This is a genomic window from Streptomyces coeruleofuscus, from assembly GCF_039532725.1.
Lineage (GTDB): Bacteria > Actinomycetota > Actinomycetes > Streptomycetales > Streptomycetaceae > Streptomyces > Streptomyces coeruleofuscus.
The window spans coordinates 346,441-362,812 of the sequence record NZ_BAAASE010000007.1 but is presented as its reverse complement, the minus strand read 5'-3'; the positions used below and the strand labels follow the sequence as shown (position 1 = coordinate 362,812).

The following is a 16,372-nucleotide window of genomic DNA, read 5'->3' as shown; positions in this document are numbered from 1 at the left end:
TGCCGTCGTGCGTGGGTGGCGCGTGGGTTCAGCCCGCGTACGGGTCCTGCACCTTGCCCGGACGGGCCAGGAACTCGAAGTCGCAGCCGGTGTCGGCCTGCGTGATCTGCTCGTTGTAGAGCGCGCCGTAGCCGCGCTCGTACCGGATGGGCGGCGGCGTCCAGTCCGCCCTGCGCCGCTGGAGCTCCTCGTCGTCCACATGGAGGTGGAGGGTGCGCGCCTCGACGTCCAGGGTGATGGAGTCGCCGGTGCGGACGAGGGCGAGCGGTCCGCCCACGTACGACTCGGGCGCGACGTGCAGCACACAGGCGCCGTAACTCGTGCCGCTCATCCGGGCGTCGGAGATGCGGACCATGTCCCGGACGCCCTGCTTGAGCAGGTAGTCGGGCAGGGGCAGCATCCCGTACTCGGGCATGCCCGGGCCGCCCTTGGGACCGGCGTTGCGCAGCACGAGCACGTGGTCGGGGGTGATGCCGAGCGACGGGTCGTTGATGGTGCGCTGCATGGTCTTGTAGTCGTCGAAGACGACGGCGGGTCCGGTGTGCTTGAGCAGGTGCTGCTCGGCGGAGATGTGCTTGATGACGGCGCCGTCCGGGCAGAGGTTGCCGCGCAGCACGGCGACCCCGCCCTCGGCGGCGACCGGGTTGTCCCGGGTCCGGATGACGTCGTCGTTGTGCACCTGCGCGCCGGCGAGCTGTTCCCGCAGCGTGTCGTACGAGACGGTCGGCCGGTCCAGGTGGAGCAGGTCCGTGATCCGGGAGAGGAACCCGGGCAGGCCGCCCGCGAAGTGGAAGTCCTCCATCAGGTACGTCTGTCCGCCGGGCCGTACGTTGGCCAGCACCGGGACCGTACGGGCGATGCGGTCGAAGTCGTCGAGGGTGAGCCGGACGCCCGCGCGGCCGGCCATGGCGATCAGGTGGATCACGGCGTTGGTGGAGCCGCCGAGGCCGAGCACGGTCGTCACGGCGTCGTGGAAGGCGTCGGCGCTGAGGATGTCGCTCAGCTTCCGGTCCTGGTGGACCAGTTCGACGATCGTCATCCCCGCCTTGGCGGCCATGCGGTCGTGCCCGGAGTCGACGGCCGGGATGCTGGAGGCGCCCGGGACCGTGACGCCGAGCGCCTCGGCGGCGGCGGTCAGGGTGGATGCGGTGCCCATCGTCATGCAGTGGCCGGGCGAGCGGGCGAGGCCGCTCTCCAGCTCCTGCATCTCGCAGTCGCCGATGACACCGGCCCGCTTGTCGTCCCAGTACTTCCACATGTCGGTGCCGGAACCGAGGACCTCGTTGCGCCAGTGGCCCGGCAGCATGGGCCCGGCCGGCACGAACACCGCCGGCAGGTCCGCGCTCGCCGCGCCCATGAGCAGGGCGGGCGTGGACTTGTCGCAGCCTCCCATCAGGACGGCCCCGTCGACCGGGTACGACCGCAGCAGCTCCTCGGTCTCCATGGCGAGCATGTTGCGGTAGAGCATGGGGGTCGGCTTCTGGAAGGTCTCGCTCAGGGTCGAGACCGGGAACTCCAGCGGGAAACCGCCCGCCTGCCAGACACCGCGTTTGACCGCCTGGGCGCGGTCCCTGAGGTGCACGTGGCAGGGGTTGATGTCCGACCAGGTGTTGAGGATCGCGATGACGGGCTTGCCGAGGTGCTCCTCGGGCAGGTAGCCGAGCTGACGGGTACGGGCGCGGTGGCTGAAGGTACGCAGCCCTTCGGTGCCGTACCACTGGTGGCTGCGCAGGTCCTCCGGACGCTTCCTGGGTGTACTCATATCGACCACCCGGCGGCGATGGCGGCGACCTCGGCGCGCTCGCCCTCGGGCAGCGGCCTGCTCGGCGGGCGGACCTCGCGGCGGCACAGCCCGAGGGAGGCGAGTGCCTCCTTGACGACGGTGACGTTGTTGGCGGAGCCGTTCGCGGCACGCAGTTCCTCGAAGCGGCGGATCTGCTCCCAGACCTTCATGGCGGCCGGGTAGTCGCCGGAGCGCAGCGCCTCGATCATGTTCAGGGAGACGGCCGGGGCGACGTTGACGAGCCCGGAGGTGAAGCCGGTGGCGCCCGCGGAGAAGTAGGAGGGCGCGTAGGGCTCGGCGAGGCCGGCCACCCACACGAACCGTTCCAGCCCGGCGTCCCGGGCGAAGGCGGCGAACTTGGCGGCGTCCGGGACGGCGTACTTCACGCCGATGACGTTCGGGCAGGTGTCGGCGAGTTCGGCGAGCCGGGCACCGGTGAGCTGCGCGTTGCGGATGTACGGCACGACGCCCAGCTCGGGCACGGCCTCGGCGATGGCACGGTGGTAGTCGACCCAGCCGGCCTGCGAGACGTACGGGTGGACGGGCTGGTGGACCATCACCATCCGGGCGCCGAGCTCACGGGCGTGCCGGGCGGACGCGACGGCGGTCGGGATGTCGTGTCCGACGCCCACCAGGACGACGGCCCGCTCCCCCGCCTCCTCGATCGTCAGCTCCGTGACCAGACGCCGCTCTTCGGGGGTCAGCGCGTAGAACTCGCCGGTGTTGCCGTTCGGGGTGAGGGTCGTGATGCCGCCGTCGAGCAGGCGGCGCAGCAGGGCCCGGTAGGTGTCCTGCTCGACGGAGCCGTCCTCGGCGAACGGCGTCACCGGGATCGCCACCACGTCGGCCAGGGCCGCCCGCTGGGTCTCGAACGCCACGCTGCTCATTCCTGACCTTCCTGTTCCAGTCCCGCCTGGGGGAAAGCGCGCTGCACGAAGGACGCGATGTGGGAGTGGAGGGCGCGGGCCGCGCCGTCGGCGTCGCCGTCGAGGGCGAGCCGGAGGATTTCGCGGTGCTCGCCGGCCTCCCGCTCCCAGGAGGGTGAGGCGGCCCACGCGACGGCGGAGACGAGGGCGGCCTGGTCGCGGACCTCGTCGAGCATCCGGCCGAGCAGCGGGTTCCCGCACGGCAGGTACAGGGCGCGGTGGAACTCCCGGTTGGCCAGGGAGCGTTCGGCGGTGTCGGTGGCGGCGTCGGCCCTGGTCAGGGCATCGCGGGCGGCCTCCAGGGAGGCCCCGCGGTGCACGGCCCTCTTCAGCGCCTCGGGCTCCAGCAGCAGCCGGACGTCGTAGACCTCGCGCGCCATGTCCGCGTCCACCATGCGCACCGTGACGCCCTTGTACTGGCTCATCACGACCAGCCCGGTCCCGGCGAGGGTCTTGAGCGCCTCGCGCACCGGGGTCTTCGACACCCCGAACTGCGCGGCGAGCTCGGTCTCGACCAGCGCCTGGCCGGGCGTCAACTGCCCGGTGAGGATGCGGTGTTTGATCCCCTCCAGCACGTACTGCGTGCGGGAGGGGATCGGCGTGGGCACAGAGGTCATGCGCGCCTCTCGGATCTCGCGTCCCTGGGGATCGCGTATCGGATCTCGCGTATCGCGTCTCATATATGACGTACGAAGTACGACGCGATGACGTTAAGAGGGCGCGTTTGTTTCGTCAATGCTTCTGACGAAGGAAGTAGCAATCGCTTTCTACGACCTGGGCTTCCAGCCTTCTACGACCCGGGCTTCCACCCCGGATCCCGCCCGCTCAGCCCCACCGCCCGGTCCAGCAGGGGCGCGTCCGGCCCGACGGGGACGACGGGACCGAAGATCTCGCCCCGGCTCGGGTCGTCGACCGACGCGGCGAGGAAGTCGTGGCAGGTCTGGAGCGCGGCCGGGTCGGGGGCGTACGGCCGGCCGGTCGCGCGGGCCAGGTCCCAGCCGTGGATCACCAGCTCGTCGGTGGCGACGAGCCCCGCGATCTCGCCGGGCAGGTCGACGCCCCCGGCCCGGGTCATGCCGGTCCAGGCGGCCGGGTCGCGCCAGGCCTCGGCCAGTTCGGCGAGGACCTTGGCCAGCTCCTCGCGCCAGCCGGGCCCGATGTCCGGGAGCGCGGAGCCCGGGCTGGTGTCGGTCGTGGCGCCCAGGTCCTTGCGGCCGGCGTCACGGAAGGCGACGGTCAGCCCGACCAGGTGGCCCAGCAGGTTGCGCACCGCGTACTCCGGGCAGGGCGTCGGGTCCGCCAGTTGCTCGTCGGTGACGCCTTCGGCCAGGCGCGCCAGGACCGCCGTCTGCGGCCCGAGGTCGAGGGTCGGGGTGGTGTCGGTCATCCGCTGTTCCTCCTGGTTTCGTTCCTGGGAGGTAGACCGACGGCGACCGCGGAACTCATCGTCCGGCCGCCCGTTTTCTACGGCACTTTCCCGATTCCCGCTCACGGGCCTTAGAACCACGATGACCAGGCATGACGAACAGAACGACCTGGCCCGTGGTACGTGTCCTGCGCGACCGCGACGCCGGGCTCTGCCTCTCCGGCGTGGTGGTCTCCGGCTTCGGCACCTCGGCGCTGTGGCTGGCGTCCGGGGTGTGGGTCAAGGACCTCACCGGCTCGGACGGCCTGGCCGCGCTGTGCGTGCTCGCCCTGTGGCTGCCGGCCCTCGGCGGCCCGCTGCTGGGCACCCTCGCCGACCGGGTCCGCCGCAAACCGCTGCTGATCGGCCTGAACCTGCTGCTGGCCGCGCTCCTGCTCACTCTCGTGGCCGTCGACGCCCCGGGTGATCTCTGGCTGCTCTACGCCGTGCTGTTCGTATACGGCGCGGCGGGCGTCGTCCATGACGCGGCCGAGTCGGCACTGGTCGCGACCGCCGTCGACCGGTCCCTGCTCGGCGACTTCAACGGCCTGCGCATGACGGCCAACGAGGGCATGAAACTCCTGGCCCCGACGGCGGGCGCGGGCCTGTACGCGGCGTACGGCGGCGCGAGCGTCGCCCTCCTGGACGCGGCGACGTTCGTCCTGGCCACGGGCCTGTACGCGGCGCTGCGGGTACGGGAGGAGAAACCGGCGCCGCCCACCGGCAGCCGCCGGGAGCGGACCGCCGAGGGCGCCCGCCACCTGTGGGCGCACCCCGTGCTGCGCCCCCTGGTCCTGGCGGGCGGCGCCACCATGCTGTGCGCCGGCCTGAACGGGGCGATGCTCTACGCCGTCGTCGACGACCTCGGCCGCTCCCCCGCGTACGCCGGTGTGCTGTACGCCGCACAGGGCGCCGGGTCGATCGCGGTCGGACTGCTCTCCGGCACCGCCCTGCGCCGCCTGGGCGAGCGGCGCTTCGCGGCGTTCGGCATCGCCCTGCTGGCGCTCGCGGTGGCCCTGCGGGCGGTGCCGTCCGACCCGTCGGCGCTGGTGGGCAGCGCGGCGATCGGGGCGGGGCTGCCCGCCGTGCTGATCGCCACGCTGACGTCCGTGCAGCGCGAGACGCCGGATGCGCTGCTGGGCCGGGTCACCGCCACCGCCAACACGCTGGTGTACACGCCGAACGTGGTCGGGCTCGCCGCCGGGGCGGCCCTGGTCGAGCTGGTGAGCCACCGGCTGGTGCTGGTGGCCCTGGGCGTGGTCCTGCTGGTGACGGCGGCCCTGCTGGTTCAGAACCCGGCGAGAGCGGAGCGGACCGTCTCCAGGTCGCCGTCGGACGCCAACCCGGCGTGATAGAGCCGCAGTTCGCTGGCGCCGAGCCGCCGTGCCTCGGCTGCGTCGGCGGCGAGCGTGCCGGGGCTGCCGCCCATGCCGGAGACGACGGTGAAGTTGGCGGCGATGACCGCGCCCGCCTTGCCCTGCCGGGCGAACGGCGTCAGGGTGCCGGTGCCGCCCGCGCAGGGTACGACCACCCCGTCGGCGACGGACAGGATGTGCGCCGGGTCGACCCCTGGGTTGGCGCCGACGTGGTAGGACACCGGGTCCGCGTGCAGCAGCACCTGGAAGCCGTCGGGTGCGGCCGCCCGTACCGCCGCCACGGCCTCCTCCTGGAGCGTGCGGGCGGTCGCGTCTCGGTACGCGCGCGTGGTGTTCGCGAGCGTCTCGCCGAGGAGCTTCTCGACGCCCGTCCAGCCTCCGTCGGAGGGCGTCACCCCCTGCCACACCGGCTCCAGCGCGGTCCGTACCGCGGCGGCCAGCTCGTCGGCGTCCAGGCCGTGCCGGCCGTAGCCCTCCCGGCAGGCCGGGCAGAAGCACAGCGCCATCAGGTACTGCCCGGCGTCACCCAGGCCGACGCCGCCGGTCTTGTCGTGGGCGTGCAGATGCTGGAGGCCGTACCAGCCGAGGGACTCCAGCTCGGTCCCGCGCGCCCCGGGCCGTACGGCCGCCTCCGCCGCCAGGTCGGTCAGGTACGCGCGCGTGGCGGGCTGCGCGATGCACGGCGCCCAGGGGTAGCGGTCGCCGTAGGCGTTGACGACCGAGGTGTCCGGGTGCTCGGCTCCCAGGCGGGAGTTGTGCGCGAGGACGACCCAGGTGTGCACCTCCAGCCCGGCGTCCGCGAGCGCCGTGGCCGCCTCGCCGAAGGCGTCCCCGGGGGCCCAGTCACCGGCCGCGTAGGGGCGCAGTTCCCGCCCGGCCCAGCGGTCGCCCGCCGGGTACAGCACGGCGGCGTGCTCGGCGGTGACGACGCGGTGGCGCGGGTGGCGGGGCGTGAGCGCGCGCGTGGAGTGGTAGGCGGCGGCGAGCGTCGCCTGCTGCACGCCGAGCGCGGCGATCCGCGCGGGCGCCTCCGGGTCCCCGTTGACGTCCCAGGGGTAGACGAATGCCGATGCCTTCACTTGGCCTCCTCAAGCAGCGCGTAGCCGCGCTCGATCACTTCGGCGAGCTGCTTGACATGATCCTCGGTCGGCTCGTGCAGCGGGGGCCGTACCTCCCCCACGTCCAGTCCGCGCAGCCGCACGCCGGCCTTCACGAGGGCGACGGCGTAGCCGCGGCCCTGGGCGCGCAGTTCGACGAAGGGGCGGTAGAAGCCGTCGAGCAGCTTCTCCACCACGCTGTCGTCGCCGACGCGGAGCGCCTGGTGGAAGGCGAGGGCGATCTCGGGCGCGAAGCAGAACACGGCGGACGAGTAGAGCGTGACACCGAGGGCGCGGTAGGCGAGCTGCGTCTGCTCGGCGGTCGGCAGGCCGTTGAAGTAGAGGAAGTCGCCGGTGACCTCGGAGCGTACGGCGCTGACGATGCGCTGCATGAGGTCGAGGTCGCCGAGCCCGTCCTTGAGGCCGATGATCCCGTCCGTGCGGGCCAGTTCGACGACGGTCTCCGGGGTGAAGACCGCGTTGTCGCGCTGGTAGACGACGACGGGCAGCAAGGTCGCGGCGGCGATCTCCCGGTAGTGCCGCAGCAGCCCTTCCTGCCCGGCGACGACGAGATACGGCGGCATGGCGAGCAGCCCGTCCGCCCCGGCCGCCTCGGCGAGGCGGGCGTAGCGCACGGCGAGCGCGGTGCCGTACCCGGCGCCCGCGACGACCGGCACCCGCCCCTCGGCCGCCTCGACGGCCGCCCGGACGCACCGCTCGAACTCCTCGGGCGTCAGCGCGTGGAACTCGCCGGTGCCGCAGCAGGCGAACACGGCGGCCGCTCCGGCCTCGACCCCGCGGCGCACGTGCGCGCGGTAGGTGTCGAGGTCCACGGAGCCGTCGGGGCCGTAGGCGGTGACCGGGAAGAACAGCGGTCCGCTGGGGATGTCGAGTCGAGCGGCGAGAGGGGCTGACGTCACGAGCTCTCCCGGTTCCATATTCATGATTGCCGTCTATATCTCTGAACGACCCCACGCTAAGGCGCCGCCTCGACGCCGGTCAAGCGCGCGAACCCGCCACGCACCAGCGGATTCGCTCTTTCCGCGGCATACTTGACGGGCTCCGCCCCAGATCCTTAGCGTGTCCACGCATATGAATGCCGTGCACTCATCTGCACGGATGCCGTGCACCCATCCGCACGGTGGGAGATTCAAGGAGACCGAGGATGCCCGCTCCCCGCACCGTCCTGCTCACCGGCGCCGCCGGCGGCCTCGGCACCCTGATGCGGGGCCTGCTCCCGGACTACGGCTACGAGCTGCGTCTGCTCGACATGCGGCCGATCGAGGGCGCCCCGGACGCGATCACCGCCGACCTCTCCGACAAGGACGCCGTGCGCGAGGCGGTCCGCGGCGTCGACGCGATCATCCACCTCGCGGGCATCTCCCTGGAAGCCCCCTTCGAGAAGATCCTCAAGGCGAACATCGAGGGCACCTACCACCTGTACGAGGCCGCCCGCGAGGAGGGCGTCGGCAGGATCGTCTTCGCCTCCTCCAACCACGCCGTCGGCTACACCCCGCGCCCCCAGGGCGACGACCCCCTGATCCCGGTCGACACCCCCCGCCGCCCGGACACCTTCTACGGCCTGTCCAAGTGCTTCGGCGAGGACCTCGCGCAGCTCTACTGGGACAAGCACGGCCTGGAGACGGTCTCGGTGCGGATCGGCTCCTGCTTCCCCGAGCCGACCAGCGTGCGCATGCTCTCGGTGTGGATGAGCCCCGCCGACGGCGCCCGCCTCTTCCACGCGGCCCTGACCGCCGAGCACGTCGGCCACACCGTCGTCCACGGCTCCTCCGCGAACACCCGGCTGTGGTGGGACCTCACCACCGCCCGCGCGCTCGGCTACGAGCCGCAGGACGACTCCGAGCCGTGGGCCGAGAAGCTCATCGCCGAGCAGGGCGAGCTGGACCCGGAGAACGAGGCGCACGCCTACCTCGGCGGCCACTTCGTGACGGACCCGCCGATCTGGCCGTACTGACCGGAAAGATTCGTCGCGAGAGGGCGGGCGGGCAGGAAACGGGCCCGCCCGCTCGGGCATACGGGCACGGCCCGGATGCGGCCGGGCAGCGCCCTCAGGGGCGCGGGGAACCGCGCGACCAGCCACGACGCAGCCGCAGACGCCCACGACCGGCCTGCGACACGCCGCGCATCTCCAGGACCGAACGGGCACACACGGGCAGGAACACTTCCGCAACAGACCTGGTCGCCATGGAACACCCGCTGTAGAAATTCCCCCATGGCCCGACCGAGGGCCCGAACGGGCAGCACAGCAGGAAGGCGGGTGACGGCCATGACCAGAACCGCGGAAGAACGCCAGCGCGAGATCGTGCTGGCCGCGCGGCGCGCCGGCTCCGTCGACGTCACCGCCCTCGCCGCCGAACTGGGCGTGGCCAAGGAAACCGTACGACGGGACCTGCGTGTCCTGGAGGACCACGGCCTGCTCCGCCGTACCCATGGCGGCGCCTACCCGGTGGAGAGCGCCGGCTTCGAGACGACGCTCGCCTTCCGCGCCACCAGCCACGTCCCCGAGAAGCGCCGCATCGCGACCGCCGCCGCCGACCTGCTCGGCGACGCCGAGACCGTCTTCGTCGACGAGGGCTTCACCCCCCAGCTCATCGCCGAGGCACTCCCCCGGGACCGGCCGCTGACCGTGGTCACCGCGTCCCTGCCGGTCGCCGGCGCCCTCGCCGAGACCGACAGCGTGTCCGTGCTGCTGCTCGGCGGCCGGGTCCGCTCCGGCACCCTCGCCACCGTCGACCACTGGACGACGAAGATGCTGGCCGGTTTCGTCGTCGACCTGGCGTACATCGGCGCCAACGGCATCTCCCGCGAACACGGCCTCACCACCCCCGACCCGGCCGTCAGCGAGGTCAAGACCCAGGCGGTGCGGGCCGCCCGCCGCACGGTCTTCGCGGGCGTGCACACCAAGTTCGGAGCGGTCAGCTTCTGCCGGTTCGCCGAGGTCGGCGCGCTGGAGACGATCGTGACGAGCACGCTCCTCCCGGCGGCCGAGGCCCACCGCTATTCACTGCTCGGCCCACAGGTCATCCGCGTCTGACCCACCGATCCCCGTCCCCACAGGGCTCAGCCACGCCCTGCCATGCCCCATATCTCCCCTTACATCCAGGAGCGATCCATGCGAACCCAGAGCCGACGACGGCCACCGCGAGCCACGCTCGCCATGGCCGCCGCAGGGACGCTGCTCGCCCCGCTGCTCTCCGGCTGCTGGGTCGGGGCGGGCGGGGCCGGATCCGGCGGCGACGCCATCAACGTCCTGATGGTCAACAACCCCCAGATGGTCGAGCTCCAGAAGCTCACCCGCGCGCACTTCACCGAAGAGACCGGCATCAAGGTCAACTTCACCGTCCTGCCCGAGAACGACGTCCGCGACAAGATCAGCCAGGACTTCGCCAACCAGGCCGGCCAGTACGACGTCGCCACGCTGTCCAACTACGAGATACCGATCTACGCCCGCAACGGCTGGCTGCACGAGATGAACGGCTATCTGGCCAAGGACCCGGCCTACGACGAGCAGGACATCCTGAAGCCGATGCGCCAGTCCCTCACCGGGGACGACGGCAAGCTCTACGGCCAGCCCTTCTACGGCGAGTCGTCGTTCCTGATGTACCGCAAGGACGTGTTCGAGAAGAAGGGCCTGACGATGCCCGCGCGCCCCACCTGGCAGCAGGTGGCGGACCTCGCGGCGAAGGCGGACGGCGCGGAACCGGGCATGAAGGGCATCTGCCTGCGCGGCCTGCCCGGCTGGGGCGAGGTGATGGCCCCCCTGACCACCGTCGTGAACACCTTCGGCGGCACCTGGTTCGACAAGAACTGGAAGGCGCGGCTCGACTCCCCCGCCTTCGAGAAGGCCACGAAGTTCTATGTCGACCTGGTCCGCGAGCACGGCGAGTCCGGCGCCGCCCAGGCCGGCTTCGCCGAGTGCCTGAACAACATGACCCAGGGCAAGGTCGCCATGTGGTACGACGCCACCTCCGCGGCCGGATCCCTGGAGGCGGCGAACTCCCCGGTCAAGGGCAAGGTCGGCTACGCCCCCGCCCCGGTCGAGAAGACCGACTCCTCGGGCTGGCTCTACACCTGGGCCTGGGGCATCCAGAAGGCCTCCCGCAACTCCGACGACGCCTGGAAGTTCGTCTCCTGGGCGTCAGGCAAGAAGTACGAGCAGCTGGTCGGCGACCGGATCGGCTGGTCCAACGTCCCGGCCGGCAAGCGGGCGTCGACGTACGCCGACGCCGACTACCGCAAGGAGGCCGCCGCCTTCCAGGAGATGACCAAGGAGGCCATCGAGGGGGCCCGGCCGGGCGATCCGGGGGTGCAGCCGCGGCCCGCGCCCGGCATCCAGTTCGTCGGCATCCCCGAGTTCACCGACCTCGGCACCAAGGTCTCGCAGGAGATCAGCGCGGCCATCGCCGGACGCCAGTCCGTCGAGTCGGCCCTGAAGAAGTCGCAGGCGCTCGCCGAGAAGATCTCCGAGGAGTACGAGGGACGATGACCGCCACGACAACGGCCCCCCTGGCCGCTCCCGAGACGCCCGCCCCGGTCCGCCGGCCCTCCGCCCGCCTGCGCGCCTGGGCGACCCGCGCCCCGCTGCTCCCGGCCCTGATCTTCATGATCGTCGTCACTCAGCTGCCCTTCGTGGCCACGTTGGTGATCTCCTTCTTCGACTGGAACTCCCTCTATCCCGACGCCCGGCACTTCACGGGCCTCGACAACTACCAGGAGGTCCTCACCGACGCGGACCTGCGCCAGTCGGTGTGGACGACCGTCCTGCTGACGGTGGCGGTGGTCCTGGCCAGCCTGGTGCTGGGACTCGTCCTGGCGCTGCTGCTGGACCGGAGGTTCCGCGGCCGGGGCATCGTGCGGACGCTGCTGATCGCACCCTTCCTGGTGGTACCGGTCGCGGCGGCCCTGCTCTGGAAGCATGTGCTCTACAACCCCGAATACGGCCTGTTCAACGGGTTGTTGCACTATGTGGGCGGCCCACAGCCCGACTGGATCTCGAACACCCCGCTGCTCGCGGTCGAAGCGTCGCTCGTCTGGCAGTGGACGCCGTTCATGATGCTGATCCTGCTGGCCGGCCTCCAGAGCCGCGACCACCAGCAGATCGAGGCCGCCCGGGTCGACGGCGCGAGCGACTGGCAGATCTTCGTCCACCTGACGCTCCCGCACCTGCGCCGCTACCTCGAACTGGGCGCCCTGCTGGGCTCGATCTACATCGTCCAGAACTTCGACGCGGTCTTCACGATCACGTCCGGCGGCCTCGGCACCGCCAACCTCCCCTACACCGTCTACCAGAGCTTCTACCAGGCCCACGAGAACGGCCTCGCCTCGGCCGCGGGCGTCCTGGTGGTCATCGGCTCGATCATCATCGCGACCTTCGCCCTCCGCGTCGTGTCGTCCCTGTTCCGCGAGGAGGTGTCCGGCGCATGAGCACGACCGCCCTGCGTGTGAGCCGTGTCCGAGGCAAGGGTGCGGGCCTGGGCCTGCTGGCCTGGCTGCTCGGCATCGCGTTCTTCCTGCCCATCGCGTGGATGGCGCTGACGTCGTTCCACTCCGAGCAGGACGCCGCGACCAACCCGCCGTCCTTCGCGGCGGCCCTGACCCTGGACGGCTACCGCGAGTTCTTCGGCGCCGGCGGCGGCGCGAGCCCCTGGCCGGCGCTGATCAACTCCACGGTCGCGTCCGTGGCCTCGACCCTGCTGGTCCTGCTGCTGGCCTTCCCGGCGGCGTACGCGCTGTCGATCAACCGCGTCCGCAAGTGGACGGACGTCCTGTTCTTCTTCCTCTCCACGAAGATGCTGCCGGCGGTCGCGGGCCTGCTCCCGATCTACCTCTTCGCCAAGAACGCCGGGATGCTCGACAACATCTGGCTGCTGGTCATCCTCTACACCTCCATGAACCTGCCGATCGCGGTGTGGATGATGCAGTCGTTCCTCGCCGAGATCCCGGTCGCGGTGATCGAGGCGGCCCGGGTGGACGGGGCACGGCTGCCGACGGTCCTCGCGCGCGTGGTGGCCCCGATCGCCCTGCCCGGCATCGCGGCGACCGCCCTGATCTGCTTCATCTTCAGCTGGAACGAACTGCTCTTCGCACGGGTGCTGACCGGCGTGGTCGCCGAGACCGCCCCCGTCTTCCTGACCGGCTTCATCACCAGCCAGGGCCTGTTCCTGGCGAAGGTGTGCGCCGCGTCGCTCGTCATCTCCCTGCCGGTGCTCGCCGCGGGGTTCGCCGCCCAGGACAAGCTCGTCCAGGGCCTGTCGTTGGGAGCCGTCAAATGAAGGCCGCCGTCATCGAGTCCGTGGGCAGGGCCGTCGTCGCCGAGGTCCCGGACCCGACGCCAGGGCCGCGCGAGGTCGTCGTCGAGGTCGCGGCCTGCGGGCTGTGCGGCACGGACCTGCACATCCTCCAGGGCGAGTTCGCCCCCAAGCTGCCGATCGTGCCCGGGCACGAGTTCGCGGGCGAGGTGGTCGGGGTCGGCACCCGGGTCACCGAGGTGTCGGTGGGCGACCGGGTCGCCGTCGACCCCTCCCTGTACTGCTACGAGTGCCGCTACTGCCGCACCGGCCACAACAACCTCTGCGAACGCTGGGCGGCGATCGGCGTCACGACGGCGGGCGGGGCCGCGACGTACGCCCTCGCCCCCGTGGCGAACTGCGTGAAGCTCCCCGAGCACGTCCGCACGCAGGACGCGGCCCTGGTGGAGCCCCTGTCCTGCGCGGTACGCGGCTACGACGTGCTCCGGTCCCGCCTCGGCGCGCACGTCCTGATCTACGGCTCCGGGACGATGGGCCTGATGATGCTGGAGCTGGCCAAGCGCACGGGTGCGGCGAGCGTGGACGTCGTCGACGTGAACCCGGCCCGCCTGGAGACGGCCCGCCGCCTCGGCGTCTCGGCGTCGGCGGCCAATCCGGACGAACTCGACCGCCCGCAGGGCTGGGACCTGGTCGTCGACGCCACGGGCAACGCGGCGGCGATCCAGGACGGCCTGGACCGGGTGGCGAAGGCCGGCACGTTCCTCCAGTTCGGCGTGGCCGACTACGCGACCCGCGTGACGATCGACCCGTACCGCATCTACAACCAGGAGATCACCATCACGGGCTCGATGGCGGTGCTGCACAGCTTCGAGCGGGCGGCCGAGCTGTTCGCGAACGGGGTCCTCGACCCCGACGTCTTCATCAGCGACCGGATCCCGCTGGAGAGGTACCCGGAGGCGCTGGAGCAGTTCGCGTCAGGGGTCGGCCGCAAGATCGTGGTCGTGCCGTAGGGAACACACCGCTGTGGGCGGGGGCAGCGAAATCCGGTGTGACGCCCGCCCCCGCCCCCTTACGCTCACGGCATGCCACGACCCCACGGATTCAGCTATGAGCAGCACACCGGCGGAACGGTCCGCATCACCCACCACGGCCGCCCCGCCACCACGCTGAACGGCCCCCGGGCCGAGCAGTTCATCGCCGAGGTCGAGGCCTCCGACCCCCAGCTCGTCATGGCCCGCTGGACCGGGAACTACAAGCGGGGCAACGAACGCACCGCCCGTGATCACCCGCGCAACCGTCGCTGACCCGAATGGGCGCCGGGTAAGGGAACGGCAAAACCGCCTCGATCGTTCACCCGGCATGACAGCTATGACCCCCGGCTCGAACATCCCCCTGTCCGCCGCCCGCGTGACGGTTGACGTCGCCGCCCCGGTGCGGCTCGACGTATCGGGCCTGCTGCTCACCGCCGACGGCAAGGTGCGCTCCGACGACGACTTCATCTTCTACAACCAGCCGTCCGGCCCGGGCGTGACCTACCGCTCGGGCGGCGGCACCACGCCCGACGCGATCGTGGTCGACACGACGGCCGTGCCCCCCGGCATCGAGAAGATCGTCGTCACGGCGAGCCCGGACGCCGCGGGCCAGACCTTCCGGGGCATCGAACCGACGGCCACGATCCGCAGCGCGGACGACAGCTCCGTCCTGGCCTCGTTCACGCCCCCGCAGCTCGGTGACGAGACGGCCCTGGTGATCGTGGAGATCTACCTGCGCAACGGCCAGTGGAAGGCCCGAGCCGTCGGCCAGGGATACGCCAACGGCCTCGCGGGCATCGCCACGGACTTCGGTGTCTCGGTGGAGGAGCCGGCCGCCCCGGCCCAGCAGCCGGTGACCCCGCCGCCGGCCCCGACGCAGGCGCCGGTGGCTCCGCCGGCCCCGCCCGTCACCACACCCGCGGCGCCTCCGGCTCCGGCCACGCCCCCGCCGCCCGCGCCGGGCGCCGGGAAGATCAACCTCGACAAGGGCCGCGTCAGCCTCCAGAAGAACCAGACTGTCTCCCTGATCAAGGGCGGCCGCCCCCTGCTCTCCTCGGTCAAGATGGGCCTCGGCTGGGAGCCGGCGTACCGCGGCAAGGACATCGACCTGGACGCCTCGGTCATCGCCTACGGGCCGCAGCGCAACCACATCGACAGCTGCTACTTCGGCAAGCTCCAGATCGTGGGCGGCGCGATCCGCCACTCCGGCGACAACCTCACGGGCGAGGGCGGCGGTGACGACGAGGTCATCACGGTCGACCTCGGCCGACTGCCCCAGGAGGTCACGGGCCTGGTCTTCACGGTCAACTCCTTCTCCGGCCAGAAGTTCACCGAGGTCGCCAAGGCCTACTGCCGCCTCCTGGACGGCACCACCGGCGAGGAACTGGTCCGCTTCGACCTCACCAGCGCCGAGCCGCAGACCGGCGTGATGATGGCCAAGCTGATCCGCCAGTTCTCCGGCGAGTGGGAGATGACGGCGATCGGCGACTTCGTGAAGTCCCGCACGGTGAGGGGGATGGTGAAGCCGGCGGCTCAGTCTCTGTAGCCAGGGCCGGAGCCGGCCACCTGACGAAGCGCTAGTGGGCCGGCTGCCGGGTGTGCACCCTGCCGAGGAAGTCCCGCACCAGGGCCACGACTTCCTCCAGGTGCGTCTCCAGCAGCCAGTGCCCGCCGTCGAGCAGGTGCAGCTCGGCGTCCGGCAGGTCACGCAAGTAGGCGCGGGCGGCGCCCTCGGGCATGTAGCCGTCCTGAGGGCCCCAGGCGATCAGCGTCGGGGGGCGGTGCTCCCGCAGGTACGTCTGGTACTTCGGGAACCAGTCGAGGTTCTCCCGCAGGCCCTCCATCAGCCCGACCATGATCTCGCGGCGCTGCGGGGAGTCCAGCAGCGGCCAGGACAGCTTCCACAGGTCGGGACTGATCCGTTCGACGAGCCGCTCGTCGATCTCGCCGACGAACTCGTCGCGCAGCCCCTCCTCGGTCACCGCCTCCAGCAGCCGCGCCCGCCCTTCGGGCGTCGGGTTCGCCCAGTACTCCTTCAGCGCCCCGTACTTCGGGCCGAGTTCGTCCTCGTAGATGTCGCCGTTCTGGACGACGAGGGCCGCCACGCGCTCCGGGGCGCGCATCGCCAGCCGCAGTCCGATCTGCGACCCGTAGTCGTGCAGGTAGAGGGCGTACCGCCGGAGCTCCAGCGTGTCGGTGAACCGCTGGAGGAAGTCGGCGTACCCGTCGAAGGTGTACGAGAAGCCCCCCGAGTCCGGGGTGTCGCTGTAGCCGAAACCCGGGAAGTCGGGTGCGACGAGCCGCCACCGGTCGGCGAGGGCAGGCAGGAAGGCTCGGTACTGGAACGAGGAGGACGGGTATCCGTGCGGGAGCAGAACGACGGGGGCGTCCGGGGGACCTGCCTCGCGGTAGAAGACGCGCATCCCGTCGATGTCGGCGTACCGGTGTGCTGTCCTGTGGTTCGGGGCGTCGATACTTCTCGCCT

The 16,372-nt window shown here is 71.5% G+C and carries 16 protein-coding genes; 9 read left to right on the top strand and 7 right to left on the bottom strand.

What is annotated here, in order from left to right:
• Positions 1 to 28: 28 nt before the first annotated feature.
• From araD to ABFX81_RS27935, 4 genes are all read right to left on the bottom strand, one after another.
• The gene (araD, locus tag ABFX81_RS27950) at positions 29 to 1,762 is read right to left on the bottom strand and encodes an L-arabinonate dehydratase (RefSeq protein ID WP_086853456.1); all 1,734 of its coding nucleotides are present in this window, start codon (positions 1,760 to 1,762) and stop codon (positions 29 to 31) included.
• Positions 1,759 to 2,670, bottom strand: a complete 912-nt coding sequence (locus ABFX81_RS27945) for a dihydrodipicolinate synthase family protein (protein ID WP_086853454.1) — start codon at positions 2,668 to 2,670, stop codon at positions 1,759 to 1,761. The genes araD and ABFX81_RS27945 overlap by 4 nt, the downstream gene beginning before the upstream one ends.
• A complete protein-coding gene (locus tag ABFX81_RS27940; RefSeq protein WP_086853452.1) occupies positions 2,667 to 3,326 on the bottom strand; it encodes an FCD domain-containing protein in 660 nt (219 codons plus the stop codon). Before ABFX81_RS27940 ends, ABFX81_RS27945 begins: the two co-directional genes overlap by 4 nt.
• A 173-nt stretch (positions 3,327 to 3,499) precedes the next feature.
• A complete protein-coding gene (locus ABFX81_RS27935; RefSeq protein WP_086853450.1) occupies positions 3,500 to 4,096 on the bottom strand; it encodes a TIGR03086 family metal-binding protein in 597 nt (198 codons plus the stop codon).
• A gap of 131 nt (positions 4,097 to 4,227) precedes the next feature.
• Here ABFX81_RS27935 and ABFX81_RS27930 point away from each other — a divergent pair, with 131 nt between their 5' ends.
• Positions 4,228 to 5,466, top strand: a complete 1,239-nt coding sequence (locus ABFX81_RS27930; protein WP_086853448.1) for an MFS transporter — start codon at positions 4,228 to 4,230, stop codon at positions 5,464 to 5,466.
• Here ABFX81_RS27930 and ABFX81_RS27925 read toward each other — a convergent pair.
• Both ABFX81_RS27925 and ABFX81_RS27920 read right to left on the bottom strand, forming a co-directional pair.
• Positions 5,403 to 6,569 (bottom strand): hypothetical protein, encoded by a 1,167-nt coding sequence (locus ABFX81_RS27925; RefSeq protein WP_086853446.1) that lies wholly within the window; start codon positions 6,567 to 6,569, stop codon positions 5,403 to 5,405. The genes ABFX81_RS27930 and ABFX81_RS27925 overlap by 64 nt on opposite strands.
• Positions 6,566 to 7,507 carry a 5-dehydro-4-deoxyglucarate dehydratase gene (locus tag ABFX81_RS27920; RefSeq protein ID WP_346138836.1) on the bottom strand — a complete coding sequence of 314 codons (942 nt, stop codon included), beginning with the start codon at positions 7,505 to 7,507 and terminating at the stop codon, positions 6,566 to 6,568. Before ABFX81_RS27920 ends, ABFX81_RS27925 begins: the two co-directional genes overlap by 4 nt.
• A 245-nt stretch (positions 7,508 to 7,752) precedes the next feature.
• Between ABFX81_RS27920 and ABFX81_RS27915 the strand changes: the two genes are divergently transcribed.
• From ABFX81_RS27915 to ABFX81_RS27880, 8 genes are all read left to right on the top strand, one after another.
• Entirely contained in the window at positions 7,753 to 8,562 is an 810-nt protein-coding gene (locus tag ABFX81_RS27915) for an NAD-dependent epimerase/dehydratase family protein (RefSeq protein ID WP_346138835.1), read from the top strand.
• Between the two features lie 312 nt (positions 8,563 to 8,874).
• The gene (locus tag ABFX81_RS27910; RefSeq protein ID WP_346138834.1) at positions 8,875 to 9,642 is read left to right on the top strand and encodes a DeoR/GlpR family DNA-binding transcription regulator; all 768 of its coding nucleotides are present in this window, start codon (positions 8,875 to 8,877) and stop codon (positions 9,640 to 9,642) included.
• A gap of 78 nt (positions 9,643 to 9,720) precedes the next feature.
• The gene (locus ABFX81_RS27905; protein ID WP_086854847.1) at positions 9,721 to 11,094 is read left to right on the top strand and encodes an extracellular solute-binding protein; all 1,374 of its coding nucleotides are present in this window, start codon (positions 9,721 to 9,723) and stop codon (positions 11,092 to 11,094) included.
• Positions 11,091 to 12,032 carry an ABC transporter permease subunit gene (locus ABFX81_RS27900; protein WP_086854848.1) on the top strand — a complete coding sequence of 314 codons (942 nt, stop codon included), beginning with the start codon at positions 11,091 to 11,093 and terminating at the stop codon, positions 12,030 to 12,032. The genes ABFX81_RS27905 and ABFX81_RS27900 overlap by 4 nt, the downstream gene beginning before the upstream one ends.
• Positions 12,029 to 12,880 carry an ABC transporter permease subunit gene (locus ABFX81_RS27895; RefSeq protein ID WP_086854849.1) on the top strand — a complete coding sequence of 284 codons (852 nt, stop codon included), beginning with the start codon at positions 12,029 to 12,031 and terminating at the stop codon, positions 12,878 to 12,880. The genes ABFX81_RS27900 and ABFX81_RS27895 overlap by 4 nt, the downstream gene beginning before the upstream one ends.
• Positions 12,877 to 13,866, top strand: a complete 990-nt coding sequence (locus tag ABFX81_RS27890; RefSeq protein WP_086854850.1) for an alcohol dehydrogenase catalytic domain-containing protein — start codon at positions 12,877 to 12,879, stop codon at positions 13,864 to 13,866. The genes ABFX81_RS27895 and ABFX81_RS27890 overlap by 4 nt, the downstream gene beginning before the upstream one ends.
• 72 nt (positions 13,867 to 13,938) lie before the next feature.
• Complete coding sequence (locus tag ABFX81_RS27885) at positions 13,939 to 14,160, top strand: hypothetical protein (RefSeq protein WP_086854851.1); 222 nt, start codon at positions 13,939 to 13,941, stop codon at positions 14,158 to 14,160.
• Positions 14,161 to 14,224: 64 nt separating this feature from the next.
• Positions 14,225 to 15,433 carry a TerD family protein gene (locus tag ABFX81_RS27880; protein ID WP_346138863.1) on the top strand — a complete coding sequence of 403 codons (1,209 nt, stop codon included), beginning with the start codon at positions 14,225 to 14,227 and terminating at the stop codon, positions 15,431 to 15,433.
• A gap of 31 nt (positions 15,434 to 15,464) precedes the next feature.
• Here the strand turns inward: ABFX81_RS27880 and ABFX81_RS27875 are convergent, their stop codons facing one another.
• A complete protein-coding gene (locus tag ABFX81_RS27875) occupies positions 15,465 to 16,310 on the bottom strand; it encodes an alpha/beta fold hydrolase (RefSeq protein ID WP_086855202.1) in 846 nt (281 codons plus the stop codon).
• Positions 16,311 to 16,372: the final 62 nt, after the last annotated feature.